Annotated in this window: 12 protein-coding genes and 2 tRNA genes; all 14 read left to right on the forward strand. The window is 64.4% G+C overall.

All coding sequences use genetic code 11. From position 1 onward, the window contains the following. Nucleotides 1–28: 28 nt before the first annotated feature. The 14 genes from N5D45_RS10415 to N5D45_RS10480 all read left to right on the forward strand — a co-directional run bounded on the left by N5D45_RS10415 (nucleotide 29) and on the right by N5D45_RS10480 (nucleotide 14,373). The gene (locus N5D45_RS10415; protein ID WP_010486428.1) at nucleotides 29–778 is read left to right on the forward strand and encodes an NADH-quinone oxidoreductase subunit C; all 750 of its coding nucleotides are present in this window, start codon (nucleotides 29–31) and stop codon (nucleotides 776–778) included. Then, nucleotides 775–2,082, forward strand: coding sequence for an NADH-quinone oxidoreductase subunit D (locus tag N5D45_RS10420; RefSeq protein ID WP_010486430.1), 1,308 nt, complete (start codon nucleotides 775–777; stop codon nucleotides 2,080–2,082). Before N5D45_RS10415 ends, N5D45_RS10420 begins: the two co-directional genes overlap by 4 nt. 97 nt (nucleotides 2,083–2,179) lie before the next feature. Next, the gene (gene nuoE, locus N5D45_RS10425) at nucleotides 2,180–2,707 is read left to right on the forward strand and encodes an NADH-quinone oxidoreductase subunit NuoE (protein ID WP_006381132.1); all 528 of its coding nucleotides are present in this window, start codon (nucleotides 2,180–2,182) and stop codon (nucleotides 2,705–2,707) included. Nucleotides 2,708–2,711: 4 nt separating this feature from the next. Beyond that, a complete protein-coding gene (gene nuoF, locus N5D45_RS10430; RefSeq protein ID WP_010486436.1) occupies nucleotides 2,712–4,052 on the forward strand; it encodes an NADH-quinone oxidoreductase subunit NuoF in 1,341 nt (446 codons plus the stop codon). After that, nucleotides 4,049–6,283, forward strand: coding sequence for an NADH-quinone oxidoreductase subunit NuoG (gene nuoG, locus N5D45_RS10435; RefSeq protein WP_197656533.1), 2,235 nt, complete (start codon nucleotides 4,049–4,051; stop codon nucleotides 6,281–6,283). Before nuoF ends, nuoG begins: the two co-directional genes overlap by 4 nt. Next, nucleotides 6,280–7,374, forward strand: a complete 1,095-nt coding sequence (nuoH, locus tag N5D45_RS10440; protein WP_005410457.1) for an NADH-quinone oxidoreductase subunit NuoH — start codon at nucleotides 6,280–6,282, stop codon at nucleotides 7,372–7,374. The genes nuoG and nuoH overlap by 4 nt, the downstream gene beginning before the upstream one ends. 4 nt (nucleotides 7,375–7,378) lie before the next feature. Continuing rightward, a complete protein-coding gene (nuoI, locus tag N5D45_RS10445) occupies nucleotides 7,379–7,867 on the forward strand; it encodes an NADH-quinone oxidoreductase subunit NuoI (protein ID WP_005417924.1) in 489 nt (162 codons plus the stop codon). Nucleotides 7,868–7,876: 9 nt separating this feature from the next. Then, a complete protein-coding gene (locus N5D45_RS10450) occupies nucleotides 7,877–8,533 on the forward strand; it encodes an NADH-quinone oxidoreductase subunit J (RefSeq protein ID WP_010486441.1) in 657 nt (218 codons plus the stop codon). After that, nucleotides 8,530–8,835, forward strand: coding sequence for an NADH-quinone oxidoreductase subunit NuoK (gene nuoK, locus N5D45_RS10455; protein ID WP_006381125.1), 306 nt, complete (start codon nucleotides 8,530–8,532; stop codon nucleotides 8,833–8,835). Before N5D45_RS10450 ends, nuoK begins: the two co-directional genes overlap by 4 nt. A 7-nt stretch (nucleotides 8,836–8,842) precedes the next feature. Then, nucleotides 8,843–11,002, forward strand: coding sequence for an NADH-quinone oxidoreductase subunit L (gene nuoL / locus N5D45_RS10460; RefSeq protein WP_057504347.1), 2,160 nt, complete (start codon nucleotides 8,843–8,845; stop codon nucleotides 11,000–11,002). A 23-nt stretch (nucleotides 11,003–11,025) separates the two neighbouring features. Continuing rightward, nucleotides 11,026–12,534, forward strand: a complete 1,509-nt coding sequence (locus N5D45_RS10465) for an NADH-quinone oxidoreductase subunit M (protein ID WP_005410452.1) — start codon at nucleotides 11,026–11,028, stop codon at nucleotides 12,532–12,534. A 15-nt stretch (nucleotides 12,535–12,549) separates the two neighbouring features. Then, nucleotides 12,550–14,010 carry an NADH-quinone oxidoreductase subunit NuoN gene (gene nuoN, locus N5D45_RS10470; RefSeq protein ID WP_005410451.1) on the forward strand — a complete coding sequence of 487 codons (1,461 nt, stop codon included), beginning with the start codon at nucleotides 12,550–12,552 and terminating at the stop codon, nucleotides 14,008–14,010. Between the two features lie 127 nt (nucleotides 14,011–14,137). Beyond that, nucleotides 14,138–14,214, forward strand: a tRNA-Met gene (locus N5D45_RS10475). Nucleotides 14,215–14,296: 82 nt separating this feature from the next. Next, nucleotides 14,297–14,373: transfer RNA gene (locus tag N5D45_RS10480), tRNA-Met, on the forward strand. Nucleotides 14,374–14,386 lie beyond the last annotated feature (13 nt).

Genomic DNA, 14,386 nt, shown 5'->3' on the forward strand with positions numbered 1-14,386 from the left:
TCACCTGACAAGAGCGCGCCAAGCCCCCATGGCAGAGCAAGCATCCTTCATCGACCGACTGTCCGCACGTTTCGCTGGTGCGAAAGTCATCGTGGTCGAACCCCGCGGCGAAGTGACGCTGGAAGTGCCTGCCGCCGAGTGGCACGCCACCGCCCTGGCGCTGCGTGACGAGTTTGGTTTCGAACAGGCCGTGGATCTCTGCGGCGTCGACTACCTTGGTTATGGCTCCGACGAATGGGACACCGCCGACGTGTCTTCTCAGGGCTTCAGCCGCGGCGTCGAAGGCAAGGCCCAGGGCCGCTTCGCGTGGGGCGAGTTCCCCACCGAGGAAAACGGCGCCGACGGTGCCCGCCCTCAGCACATGCCGACCCAGCGCTTCGCCGTGGTCGCCCAGCTGCGCTCGTACCAGCACAACCTGATGATGCACCTGCGGTGCTTCGCCCCTGACGAAGCGCTGCCGGTGGTGTCCTCGCTGACCAGCATCTGGCCGGGCCTGAACTGGTTCGAGCGCGAAGCGTTCGACCTGTACGGCGTGATCTTCGAAGGCCACCCGGACCTGCGCCGGATCCTGACCGACTACGGTTTCGTCGGCCATCCGTTCCGCAAGGACTTCCCGCTGATCGGCAATGTCGAAGTCCGCTACGACGAAGAAAAGAAGCGCGTGATCTACGAACCGGTCACCTCGGTGGAGCCGCGCGTCGGCGTGCCGCGCGTGATCCGCGACGACGCCCGTCTGCAGACCGCAGAAGGTGAGCGCGCGCAGGAGGCAGTGAAGTGAGCCACGTACACCAGGCCGGCGAAGCATTCGCCAGCAACGCCGCCGAAAGCCGGCAGGAAATCCGCAACTACACCATGAACTTCGGCCCGCAGCATCCGGCCGCGCACGGTGTGCTGCGCCTGATCCTGGAAATGGACGGCGAAACCATCATGCGCGCCGACCCGCACGTGGGCCTGCTGCACCGTGGTACCGAAAAGCTGGCCGAGTCCAAGCCGTTCAACCAGTCGATCGGCTACATGGATCGCCTGGATTACGTGTCGATGATGTGCAACGAGCACGCCTACGTGCGCGCGATCGAGACCCTGATGGGCATCGAGGCGCCGGAGCGTGCGCAGTACATCCGCACCATGTACGACGAAATCACCCGCATCCTCAACCACCTGATGTGGCTGGGCTCCAACGCGCTCGACCTGGGTGCGATGGCGGTGATGCTGTACGCCTTCCGCGAGCGCGAAGAGCTGATGGACTGCTATGAAGCGGTCTCCGGCGCGCGCATGCACGCGGCGTACTACCGTCCGGGCGGTGTCTACCGCGACCTGCCGGACCACATGCCGAAGTACAAGGAATCGCGCTGGCACAAGGGCAAGGCGCTGAAGCAGCTCAATGCTTCGCGCGAAGGCTCGCTGCTGGACTTCCTGGAGAACTTCACCGTCGAGTTCCCCAAGCGCATCGACGAATACGAAACCCTGCTGACCGACAACCGCATCTGGAAGCAGCGTACCGTCGGTATCGGCGTGGTCACTCCGGAACTGGCCCACCAGTGGGGCATGACCGGCGTGATGCTGCGCGGCTCGGGCATCGCCTGGGACCTGCGCAAGAAGCGTCCGTACGCCAAGTACGATGCCGTCGATTTCGACATCCCGCTGGGCAAGGAAGGCGACTGCTACGACCGTTACCTGGTCCGCGTTGCCGAAATGCGCGAATCCAACCGCATCATCAAGCAGTGCGTGGCGTGGCTGAAGGCCAACCCGGGCCCGGTGATGGTGAAGAACTTCAAGGTCGCTCCGCCCAAGCGCGAGGACATGAAGGACGACATGGAAGCGCTGATCCATCACTTCAAGCTGTTCAGTGAAGGCTATTGCGTGCCGGCCGGCGAGACCTATGCGGCAGTGGAAGCGCCCAAGGGCGAGTTCGGCTGCTACCTGGTCTCCGATGGCGCCAACAAGCCGTTCCGCGTGCACCTGCGCGCACCGGGCTTCGCCCACCTGTCCTCGATCGATTCGGTCGTGCGCGGCCACATGCTGGCCGACGTGGTGGCGATGATCGGTACCTACGACCTGGTGTTCGGCGAGGTTGACCGGTAATGCCGTCCGCCACGCCAACGCCCGCTGCAGGCAGCCGGCGCAAGCCGGCGCCGCAGTTTCTGGAATTTCACGTTATGCATTTCGCTGAGGTCGGCCGATGAAGGCGACAGGTAATTTCGAGGCGGCGCGCGACGTCGACCCGATGGTGGTGCTGAGCGACAAGACCCGCGCTCACATCGATCACTGGCTGTCCAAGTTCCCGCCGGACCGCAAGCGCTCTGCCGTGCTGCAGGGCCTGCATGCGGCCCAGGAACAGAACGAGGGCTGGCTGACCGACGAGCTGATCGCCGGCGTGGCCAAGTACCTTGATCTGCCGCCGGTGTGGGCCTACGAGGTCGCCAGCTTCTACTCGATGTTCGAGACCGAGAAGGTGGGCCGCAACAACGTGGCCATCTGCACCAACATCAGCTGCTGGCTCAATGGCGCCGAGGACATCGTCCGCCATTGCGAGAAGAAGCTGGGCATCAAGCACGGTGAATCGACCCCGGACGGCCGCGTCTACCTCAAGCGCGAGGAAGAGTGCCTGGCCGGTTGCGGTGGCGCGCCGATGATGGTCATCAACGGTCACTACCATGAGCGTCTGACCCTGGAAAAGGTCGACGAGCTGCTGGACGGGCTGGAGTAAGGGCATGGCACATCACCACGAATCCAAGGGTCCGGTCGGCCCCGCGCCGCTGCCGCACCAGGTGGTCTACACCACCCTGCATTACGACACCCCGTGGTCGTACGAAAGCTACCTGAAGACCGGTGGCTACGCCGCCCTGCGCAAGATCCTCGAAGAGAAGATCCCGCCGGAGCAGGTCATCGAGATGGTCAAGGCCTCGGGCCTGCGCGGCCGCGGTGGCGCAGGCTTCCCGACCGGCCTGAAGTGGTCCTTCATGCCCAAGGGCAACATGCAGAAGTACATCCTCTGCAACTCGGACGAATCCGAGCCGGGCACCTGCAAGGATCGCGACATCCTGCGCTACAACCCGCATTCGGTGGTGGAAGGCATGGCGATCGCCTGCTACGCCACCGGTTCGACCGTGGGCTACAACTACCTGCGCGGTGAGTTCCACCATGAGCCGTTCGAGCACTTCGAACAGGCCTTGGCCGATGCCTATGCGAACGGCTGGCTGGGCAAGAACATCCTCGGCAGCGGCGTGGACATCGACATCTACGGCGCGCTGGGCGCTGGCGCCTACATCTGCGGCGAAGAAACCGCGCTGATGGAATCGCTGGAAGGCAAGAAGGGCCAGCCGCGCTACAAGCCGCCGTTCCCGGCCAACTTCGGCCTGTACGGCAAGCCGTCGACGATCAACAACACCGAAACCTATGGTTCGGTGCCGGCGATCATCCGCAACGGCCCGGAGTGGTTCAAGGGCCTGAGCCTGACCGCCAACGGCGGCCCGAAGTGCTTCTCGGTGTCCGGCTGCGTGCAGAACGGTGGCAACTTCGAAGTGCCGCTGGGCACCAAATTCCACGATCTGCTGGAAATGGCCGGTGGTCTGCGTCCGGGCCGCACCCTGAAGGGCGCGATCCCGGGCGGTGTGTCGATGCCGGTGCTGACCGCGGCCGAGCTGAAGGACCTGCCGATGGACTACGACACCATCCGTGCGCTGGGCTCCGGCCTGGGTTCGGGTGCGATCGTGGTGCTCGACGACAGCGTGTGCTGCGTCAAGTTCGCCTGCCGCATCAGCCAGTTCTTCCACAAGGAATCCTGCGGCCAGTGCACCCCGTGCCGTGAAGGTACCGGCTGGATGCATCGCGTGCTGGAGCGCATCGTCGCCGGCAAGGCCACGATGGAAGACCTGCACCAGCTGAAGGCGGTGGCCGGCCAGATCGAAGGCCACACCATCTGTGCGTTCGGTGAAGCGGCTGCATGGCCCATCCAGGGCTTCCTGCGCCAGTTCTGGGACGAATTCGAGTACTACATCGTCAACGGTCATTCGATGGTTGACGGCAAGAAGGTGGAGGCAGCCGCCGCATGAGCGCGCAACCCGTAAACCCGAACGTGCCACCGGATCACGTGACCATCGAAATCGATGGCAAGTCCCTGGTCGTGCCCAAGGGTTCGATGATCATCCAGGCGGCCGACAAGGCCGGCATTTCGATTCCGCGCTTCTGCTACCACGAGAAGCTGCCGATTGCCGCCAACTGCCGCATGTGCCTGGTGGACGTGGAGAAGTCGCCGAAGCCGGCGCCGGCCTGCGCTACCCCGGTGATGGACGGCATGAAGGTCGCCACCCGCAGCGAAAAGGCACTGAAGTTCCAGCGCTCGGTGATGGAGTTCCTGCTCATCAACCACCCGCTGGACTGCCCGATCTGCGATCAGGGCGGCGAGTGCGAGCTGCAGGACGTGTCGCTGGGCTATGGCCGTTCGGTCAGCCGCTTCAACGAGCGCAAGCGCGTGGTGCCGGACGAGGACATGGGCCCGCTGGTCGCCACCGAGATGACCCGCTGCATCCAGTGCACCCGCTGCGTCCGCTTCACCGCCGACGTGGCCGGTACCTACGAACTGGGTGGCATGTACCGCGGTGAGAACCTGCAGATCGGTACCTTCGACGGCAAGCCGCTGACCACCGAGCTGTCGGGCAACGTCGTCGACGTGTGCCCGGTCGGTGCGCTGACCAACAAGGTGTTCCAGTTCCGCGCCCGCCCGTGGGAACTGACCGCGCGCGAGTCGCTGGGTTACCACGACGCGATGGGTTCGAACCTGTTCCTGCACGTGCGTCGCGGCGAAGTGCTGCGCACCGTGCCGCGCGACAATGAAGCGGTGAACGAGTGCTGGCTGTCCGACCGTGACCGCTACTCGCACCAGGGCCTGTACAGCGAAGACCGTGCGGTCAAGCCGCTGCGCAAGGTCAATGGTGAGTGGAAGGAAGTGAGCTGGGCCGAAGGCCTGGCCGCAGCCGCCGAAATCCTCAAGGCGAACCAGGGCGACAACCTGGGCGTGCTGGTGCATCCGTCCACCTCGAACGAGGAGGGCGCGTTGCTGTCCCGCCTGGCCAAGGGCCTGGGCTCGACCAACATCGACCACCGCATCAACAACCGCGATTTCTCCGACGCCGCCACCGCCGAAGTGTTCGGCCTGCCGCTGGCGGAGATCGAAGGCGCCGACCGCATCGTCGTTCTGGGCAGCAACATCCGCCACGAACTGCCGCTGCTGCACGCCCGTCTGCGCAAGGCGCAGACCACCAAGGGCGCGAAGATCCACGTCATCAACCCGGTGGACTTCGACTTCGCCTTCGGCATCGCCGGCAAGCAGATCGTCGCGCCGTCGAAGTTCGTCGACGCGCTGGCCAACGCCGAGCTGCGTTCGGCCGTGCAGGGCGGCAGCAACACCGTGCTGATCGTCGGTGGCATCGCCGAGAACCACCCGCAGGCTGCCGCGATCCGCGCCGCTGCGCGTGATTTCGCTGCCGCCACCGGTGCCAAGCTGTGCCGCATCCCGCAGGGCGCCAATGCCGTGGGCCTGACCCGCGCCGGCGTGCTGCCGGCCGGCAAGGACGTGGCCGCCATGCTGGCGCAGCCGCGCCAGGCCTACGTGGTGTACGGCCTGGAGCCGGGCCTGGACTTCGCCGACGCCCCCGCCGCGCGCAAGGCGCTGGCCGGTGCCCAGGTGGTGGCCTTCAGCCAGTTCGCCTGCGTGTCCACCCGCGACGTTGCCGACGTGATCCTGCCGATCGGTGCGCTGCCGGAAATCGATGCCACCCTGACCAACCTCGATGGTCGCGAGCAGTCGGCCCGTGCCGGCGGCAAGCTGCCGGGCGAGGCCCGTGAAGGCTGGCGCGTGCTGCGCGCACTGGGCGGCGACATGGCGCTGGCCGGTTTCGACTTCACCGACCTGGCCGGCCTGCGTGCCAGCCTGGCCCCGGTGTCGGTCGACGTCGCCGCTTCGGCGCAGCCGGCGGTTGCCGGTGAAGGCCTGGAAGTGGCTTCGACCGCCGCGATCTACCGCACCGATGCGGTGATCCGTCGCGCCCCGGCGCTGCAGTCGCATCCGCTCAACAACGCCCCGCGCATCGTGCTGAACGCTGACGATGCCGCGCGCCTGCAGCTGCAGGAAGGGCAGATGGCCAAGGTCGGCACCGATGCCGGCAAGGCCACCCTGCCGGTGGTGGTCGACGCCCGCGTTGCTGCGGGTTCGGTCTGGATTGAATCGGGCCACGGCGCGACCGCGCCGCTGGGTGCCGCTCGCGTATCGGTGGTGGCTGCATGAACGAATTGCTGTTGAACGCGGTCGACCCGCTGCACCAGTGGCTGCTTGGCCTCGGTGACATCGGCGCGCTGATCTGGATCATCCTGAAGATCCTGGTGATCACCGTGCCGGTGATCATCTCGGTGGCCTTCTACGTGGTCTGGGAACGCAAGCTGATCGGCTGGATGCACGTCCGCCACGGCCCGATGTACGTGGGCATGGGCATCTTCCAGGCCTTCGCCGACGTCTTCAAGCTGCTGTTCAAGGAAGTGGTCCAGCCGAGCAGCGCCAACAAGGCGATCTACCTGCTGGCGCCGCTGATCACCCTGGCCCCGGCCTTCGCGGCCTGGTCGGTGGTGCCCTTCGATTCGCAGATCGTGCTGTCCAACGCCAACGCCGGCCTGCTGTACCTGCTGGCGATGACCTCGCTGGGCATCTACGGCATCATCCTGGCCGGTTGGGCATCCAACTCGAAGTACGCGTTCCTGGGTGCGATGCGCGCCTCGGCGCAGATGATCAGCTACGAAATCGCCATGGGCTTCGCCCTGGTCGGCGTGATGATCGCCGCTGGCAGCCTGAACCTGAGCAACATCGTGATGGCGCAGGCCGGCAGCTCCGGCTTCTTCGACTGGTTCCTGCTGCCGCTGTTCCCGCTGTTCGTCATCTACTGGGTGTCGGGTGTGGCCGAAACCAACCGCGCGCCGTTCGACGTGGTGGAAGGCGAGTCGGAAATCGTTGCCGGCCACATGGTCGAGTACTCCGGCGGTGCCTTCGCCCTGTTCTTCCTGGCCGAATACGCCAACATGATCCTGATCAGCTTCCTGATCTCGATCTTCTTCCTCGGCGGCTGGCTGAGTCCGGTCCAGGGCTGGGTCAACTTCGGCGATGTCTCGCCGCTGGTCGACTGGATCTGGAAGGGCGGTGCACCGTGGCTGTTCGTCAAGGTGTTCTTCTTCGCCAGTGCCTACATCTGGTTCCGTGCCAGCTTCCCGCGCTTCCGCTATGACCAGATCATGCGCCTGGGCTGGAAGGTCTTCATCCCGCTGGCCATTCTGTGGATCGCGGTTACCGCCGTCATGGTGTTCTTCGGCGTGATTCAAAAGGGCGTCTAAAGTGATGAACAGGATTACCCATTACTTCAAGAGCCTGCTGCTGCTCGAACTGCTGGCCGGTCTCTGGCTGACCTTGAAGTACAGCTTCAAGCCCAAGTACACGATGATGTACCCGATGGAGAAGTTCCCGCAGTCGCCGCGCTTCCGTGGCCTGCACGCCCTGCGCCGTTACCCCAACGGTGAAGAGCGCTGCATCGCCTGCAAGCTGTGCGAAGCGGTGTGCCCGGCACTGGCCATCACCATCGACTCGGCCAAGCGCGAAGACGGCACCCGCCGTACCACGCGCTATGACATCGATCTGTTCAAGTGCATCTTCTGCGGCTTCTGTGAAGAAAGCTGCCCGGTGGACTCGATCGTCGAAACCCACATCCTCGAGTACCACTTCGAGAATCGTGGCGAAAACATCGTTACCAAGCCGCAGCTGCTGGCCCTGGGCGACCGTCTCGAGTCCGAGATCGCCGAGCGTCGCGCCGCCGATGCCGCTTACCGCTGAGGTCGAGAGATGGATTGGGTAAATATCGCTTTCTGGGTGTTCGCCATCGCGGCAACGGTTTCGGCCGGTGCGGTGATCAGCGTGCGCAACCCGGTTCACGCCGTGCTCTGCCTGGTGCTGACCTTCTTCTCCATCGCCTGCGTCTGGCTGCTGGTCGGCGCCGAGTTCCTCGGTGTGGCACTGGTGCTGGTGTATGTCGGCGCGGTGATGGTGCTGTTCCTGTTCGTGGTGATGATGCTGGACATCGATCCCACCAAGATGCGTGAGGGCTGGGTCCGCTACCTGCCGGTCGGCCTGATCGTTGCCGTGGCCATGCTGGTCCAGATGCTGATCCTGATCGGCGTGAAGGGCAGGGCGGTTACCCCGTTCCCCGCCGACAACGCCGCCGCGGTCGCTGCCGACAGCTCCAACGTCACCTGGCTGGCGCGCACGCTGTTCACCGAATACCTGCTGCCGTTCGAGTTCGCTGCGGTCATCCTGACCGTGGCCGTGGTTGCCGCCGTGATGCTGACCCTGCGTCGCCGTACCGGCGTGAAGAGCCAGAACCCGGGCGAGCAGACCATGGTCAAGGCCGGCCAGCGCCTGCGCATGGTCAAGATGGGGGCCGAAGCGCCGGTCGTGCACAGCAACAGCAAGCCGGCCACCGGCGAGGAGACCCAGCCGTGATTACCCTTGGCCACATGCTTGCGCTGGGCGCGGTGCTGTTCGCCATCAGCCTGGCCGGCATCTTCCTCAACCGGAAGAACGTCATCGTCCTGCTGATGTCGATCGAGCTGATGCTGCTGTCGGTGAACGTCAATTTCGTCGCGTTCTCGCGTCAGCTGGGCGATCCGTCCGGCCAGCTGTTCGTGTTCTTCATCCTGACCGTCGCCGCCGCGGAAGCCGCCATCGGCCTGGCGATCCTGGTGACCCTGTTCCGTACCCGCCGCACGATCAATGTCGGCGAAGTCGATTCGTTGAAGGGCTGATCCACAGATGGAAATCACTCTCTCCAAGAGTCTGTTGATCGCAGTGGTGCTTGCACCGCTGTTCGGCAGCATCATCGCCGGCCTGTTCGGTCGCCAGGTCAAGCGCTTCGGCGCGCAGACCATCACCATCCTCGGCGTTGCGGTTGCCTGCGGCCTGTCGATGTACACGCTCTACCAGCTGCTCTGGGGCGGTGCGCAGCCGTTCAACCAGAACATCTACACGTTCTTTGAAGTCGGCCAGTACTCGGCCCACGTCGGCTTCATGGTCGACAAGCTGACCGCGATGATGATGGTGGTGGTGACCTTCGTGTCGCTGCTGGTCCACATCTACACGATCGGCTACATGCAGGACGATCCGGGCTACCAGCGGTTCTTCAGCTACATCTCGCTGTTCACCTTCTCGATGCTCACCCTGGTGATGAGCAACAACTTCCTGCAGCTGTTCTTCGGCTGGGAAGCGGTTGGCCTGGTGTCGTACCTGCTGATCGGCTTCTGGTTCAAGCGCCCGACCGCGATCTTCGCCAACATGAAGGCGTTCCTGGTCAACCGCGTCGGTGACTTCGGCTTCCTGCTGGGCATCGCCGGCGTGCTGTGGGTGTTCGGCACCCTGGACTACTCGCAGGTGTTCTCGCAGGCCGGCATGCTGGCTGACCCGCGCGCCCAGCTGCAGATCTGGGACGGCACGATCCTGGGCATGCAGCTGCTGAACGAGCCGGTGATCTGGTCGATCGCCACCGTCATCTGCATCTGCCTGTTCATCGGCGCCATGGGCAAGTCGGCCCAGGTCCCGCTGCACGTGTGGCTGCCGGACTCGATGGAAGGCCCGACCCCGATCTCGGCACTGATCCACGCCGCGACGATGGTGACCGCCGGTATCTTCATGGTCACCCGCATGTCGCCGCTGTTCGAGCTGTCGCAGACCGCGCTGAACTTCGTGCTGTTCATCGGTGCCACCACCGCGTTCTTCACCGGCCTGATCGGCATCGTGCAGAACGACATCAAGCGCGTCGTCGCGTACTCCACGCTGTCGCAGCTGGGCTACATGACCGTCGCCCTGGGCGTGTCGGCCTATTCGGCGGCCGTGTTCCACCTGATGACCCACGCCTTCTTCAAGGCGCTGCTGTTCCTGGGCGCCGGCTCGGTCATCATCGCGATGCACCACGAGCAGGACATGCGCAAGATGGGCGGCCTGCGCAAGTACATGCCGATCACCTTCGTCACCATGTGGATCGGTACGCTGGCCCTGGTCGGTACGCCGTTCTTCTCCGGCTTCTATTCGAAGGACACCATCATCGAGGCGGCCGAGATCCACGCTCACATGCAGAACAGCTGGGTGGCCACCTATGGTTACTGGGCAGTGCTGGGTGGCGTGCTGGTGACCAGCTTCTACAGCTTCCGCCTGCTGTTCATGACCTTCCATGGCAAGGAACGCTTCCGCGACGCGCACGACGATCATGGCCATGGCCATGACGATCACCACGCCGCCGACGCCCACCATGGCGATGCCCATGACGACCACGGCCATGGCCACGGTCCGCATGAGCCGCACGAAACCCCGTGGGTGGTGACCCTGCCGCTGATCCTGCTGGCCATCCCGTCGATCGCCATCGGCTTCTTCAGCATCGGCCCGATGCTGCATGGCACCGACTGGGCCGGCCAGCATGCGCACGAGGCGATCAAGGGCCAGGCGCAGACGTTCTTCACCGGCATCGTCGACTTCTACGATCCGGCCAAGAACACCGTCGCGTTCCTGGGTGAAGAGTTCCATGGTCCGGTCGCGTTCGCGCTGCACGGCATGATGCTGCCGCCGTTCTGGCTGACCCTCGCGGGCTTCCTGCTGGCCGCGCTGTTCTACCTGTGGAAGCCGGACCTGTCGGGCAAGGCGCGCAAGACCTTCGCCCCGATCGTTTCGGTGCTGGAAAACAAGTACGGCTTCGACAAGCTGTGGATCGATGGCTTTGCCGGCGGCAGCGTCAAGCTGGGCAAGGTCTCGCGCTGGATCGACAGCAACATCGTCGACGGCGTGGTCAATCTCTCGGCACGTGTTGTGGACGTTGCAGCCGGCGTGCTGCGTCGTACCCAATCCGGTTTCCTCTATCACTACGCCTTCGCGATGATCATCGGCCTGATTGCCCTGCTGGGCGTGCTGATGCATTACCTGCGTTGATGACCTGTACGGAATAAGAAGACGTGTCGAACTGGCCTCTACTCAGTGTCCTCATCTGGCTGCCGATCATCGGTGGTGCCCTGATCCTTGCGATCCGTGATGCGCAGACCGCCCGCTGGGCGTCGCTGGGTGTCGCGGTGCTCACCTTCGTTGCAAGCCTCTCGCTGCTGAGCGGCTACAACGCGGGCATCGACGGCCTGCAGTTCGTCGAGACCCATGCCTGGATCCCGGCGTACAAGATCGGCTACAACCTGGGCGTGGACGGCATTGCCGTGGCGCTGATCCTGCTGACCACCCTGGTCAGCGTGCTTGCCCTGATCGGCGCCTGGAGCGCCATCGACAAGCGCGTGAACCAGTACGTGGCGGCCTTCCTGATCCTGGAAGGCGTCACCGTCGGCATCTTCGCCGCGACGGACGCGATGCTGTTCTACGTGTTCTTCGAGGCGATGCTGATCCCGATGTTCCTGATCATCGGTGTCTGGGGCGGCCCGCGCCGCATCTACGCCGCGCTGAAGTTCTTCCTGTACACCTTCCTCGGCTCGGTGCTGATGCTGGTGGCGCTGATCTACCTGTACATGAAGGGCGGCAGCTTCCAGCTGGCCGACCTGTACGCGCTGCCGCTGTCGGCCAAGGAACAGACCTGGATCTTCTTCGCCTTCCTGATCGCCTTCGCGGTCAAGGTGCCGATGTTCCCGGTGCACACCTGGCTGCCGGACGCGCACGTGGAAGCGCCGACCGCCGGTTCGGTGATCCTCGCTGCCATTGCGCTGAAGATCGGTGGCTACGGCTTCCTGCGCTTCAACCTGCCGATCGTCCCGGACGCGTCGCAGGAATGGGCCTGGCTGGTGATCGCGCTGTCGCTGATCGCGGTGATCTACGTCGGCCTGGTCGCTCTGGTGCAGGACGACATGAAGAAGCTGATCGCCTATTCGTCGATCGCGCACATGGGCTTCGTCACCCTGGGCACCTTCATCGCCCTGTGGCTGGTGCGTGAGGCCGGCAACGCCGATGCCGCCCGCCTGGGCCTGCAGGGCGCCATGGTGCAGATGATCTCGCACGGCTTCGTGTCCGGTGCGATGTTCTCCTGCGTCGGCGTGCTGTACGACCGCATGCACAGCCGCCGCATCGCCGATTACGGCGGAGTGGTCAACGTGATGCCGTGGTTCGCCACCTTCGCCATGCTGTTCTTCATGGCCAATGCCGGCCTGCCGGGCACCAGCGGTTTCGTCGGTGAGTTCATGGTCATTCTGTCGGCTTTCCAGCGTAATCCGTGGATCGCACTGGGCGCGGCCACCACCCTGATCATCGGTGCCGCCTACACCCTGTGGCTGTACAAGCGCATCTTCTTCGGCGAGGTGGCCAACAGCCACGTGGCCGAACTGAAGGACATCAACGGCCGCGAATGGCTGGTGCTGGGCGTGTTCGCCATCGGCGTGCTGGCGCTGGGCATCTACCCCAAGCCGCTGACCGACCTGATGGAGCCCTCGATCGCGAAGCTGGCGATGCAGATCGCATCCAGCAAGCTGCTGTAATTCCAGGATTTGATGATGACCACCTCGCCGCTGCTGCCATTGACCGCCGCTGACCTGCCACCGCTCGCTCCCGAGCTGGTGCTGATCGGCAGCGCCTTCGCCCTGATGATCCTCGACCTGTTCGTCAGCAACCGGAACAAGATCGTCACCCACCTGTTCTCGCTCGCTGCGCTGGCCGTGGTGCTGTTCATGCTGGCCACCGGCGTGGGCGGGCAGGGGGAGGTCTTCCATGGCATGTTCGTGCGCGATACCGCCGCGGACGTGATGAAGACCGGGATCGTGCTGCTCAGCGGCCTGACCCTGGTCTATGGCTGGCGTTACCTGCGTGACCGCAACCTGTTCCAGGGCGAGATCCCGGTGCTGATCCTGTTCGGCACCGCCGGCATGATGATCCTGGTGTCGGCCGGCAGCCTGCTGATGGTCTACCTGGGCCTGGAACTGCTGGCGCTGTGCTCCTACGCCCTGGTCGCCAGCAACCGTGAGAACGGCCTGGCCTCGGAAGCGGCGATGAAGTACATCGTGCTCGGCTCGCTGGCCTCGGGCCTGCTGCTGTACGGCATGTCGCTGATCTACGGCGCCACCGGCAGCCTGCACCTGGACGTCATCCGCGACGCCATCCCGCACTCGGAAGAGCGCGTGCTGCTGATCACCGGTGCAGTGTTCATGATCGCCGGCGTCGCCTTCAAGCTGGGTGCCGCACCGTTCCACATGTGGCTGCCGGACGTGTACCAGGGTGCCCCGGCACCGATCGCGCTGTTCATCAGCTCGGCGCCGAAGCTGGCCGCCTTCGGCATGGCCTACCGCCTGCTGGAAATGGGCGTGGGCCCGCTGTCGACCGAACTGCAGCTGCTGATCGCCGGCCTGGCCGCGGTCTCGCTGGTCATCGGCAACCTGATGGCCATCGCGCAGAGCAACCTCAAGCGCATGCTGGCGTTCTCCACCGTCTCGCACATCGGCTTCCTGCTGATGGGCATCGCCGGTGGTGGCGCGCAGGGCTATGCCGCTGCGCTGTTCTACGCACTGGCCTACGCCATCATGTCCACCGCCGCCTTCGGCGCGATCATCGCGCTGTCGCGTGCCGGCTTTGAAGCCGAGAACATCGAGGACTTCAAGGGCCTGAACGCCCGCAACCCGTGGATGGCCGGCCTGGTGCTGTGCATCATGGCGTCGCTGGCCGGCATCCCGCCGTTCCTGGGCTTCTGGACCAAGCTGGCCGTGCTGGGCGCTGCCGTCAATGGCGGCCTGCTGTGGCTGGCCATCCTCGGCGTGCTGTGCGCCGTGGTCGGCTGCTTCTACTACCTGCGCGTCATCAAGGTCATGTACTTCGATGAGCCGGTGGGCGAGGCCATGCCGCGCAGCAACGACCGCGTGCTGGGCCTGGTGCTGGGCGTGAACGCGCTGGCACTGCTGGCGCTGGGCCTGGCCTGGAACCCGATCATGGTCTGGTGCCAGCAGGCATTTGCGCATCTTGCATAAAAGTTGACACAAAGCTGCGCGATTCGTGTAATATGCGCAGCGTGAGTTGTCACAGCAGCGGTTCAGCCAGAACATCGTTGCGGTAGCCCTCCTCGAAAGAGCGGGGCAGCAGTTCAAACACTTCCGGTGCGGGGTGGAGCAGTCTGGCAGCTCGTCGGGCTCATAACCCGAAGGTCGCAGGTTCAAATCCTGCCCCCGCTACCAACATCGAATCGGCGCCAACCGGTCTGATGAATGAGGGAAAGCTTGCATGTTTTGAAGTTATCGCTCATAATTCCGCTTCTGATGCGGGGTGGAGCAGTCTGGCAGCTCGTCGGGCTCATAACCCGAAGGTCGCAGGTTCAAATCCTGCCCCCGCTACCAAGTAAAGAGATCG

Source organism: Stenotrophomonas sp. GD03819, assembly GCF_029841665.1.
In the GTDB taxonomy this organism is placed as follows: Bacteria; Pseudomonadota; Gammaproteobacteria; order Xanthomonadales; family Xanthomonadaceae; genus Stenotrophomonas; species Stenotrophomonas geniculata.

What these genes read in the sequence shown, in the direction of transcription:
- nuoN (WP_005410451.1), top strand. Translation starts at nt 12,550, where the DNA reads ATGACCACCTCGCCGCTGCTGCCATTGACCGCCGCTGACCTGCCACCG.
- N5D45_RS10415 (WP_010486428.1), top strand. Translation starts at nt 29, where the DNA reads ATGGCAGAGCAAGCATCCTTCATCGACCGACTGTCCGCACGTTTCGCT.
- N5D45_RS10450 (WP_010486441.1), top strand. Translation starts at nt 7,877, where the DNA reads ATGGATTGGGTAAATATCGCTTTCTGGGTGTTCGCCATCGCGGCAACG.
- nuoG (WP_197656533.1), top strand. Translation starts at nt 4,049, where the DNA reads ATGAGCGCGCAACCCGTAAACCCGAACGTGCCACCGGATCACGTGACC.
- nuoH (WP_005410457.1), top strand. Translation starts at nt 6,280, where the DNA reads ATGAACGAATTGCTGTTGAACGCGGTCGACCCGCTGCACCAGTGGCTG.
- nuoF (WP_010486436.1), top strand. Translation starts at nt 2,712, where the DNA reads ATGGCACATCACCACGAATCCAAGGGTCCGGTCGGCCCCGCGCCGCTG.
- nuoE (WP_006381132.1), top strand. Translation starts at nt 2,180, where the DNA reads ATGAAGGCGACAGGTAATTTCGAGGCGGCGCGCGACGTCGACCCGATG.
- nuoL (WP_057504347.1), top strand. Translation starts at nt 8,843, where the DNA reads ATGGAAATCACTCTCTCCAAGAGTCTGTTGATCGCAGTGGTGCTTGCA.
- nuoI (WP_005417924.1), top strand. Translation starts at nt 7,379, where the DNA reads ATGAACAGGATTACCCATTACTTCAAGAGCCTGCTGCTGCTCGAACTG.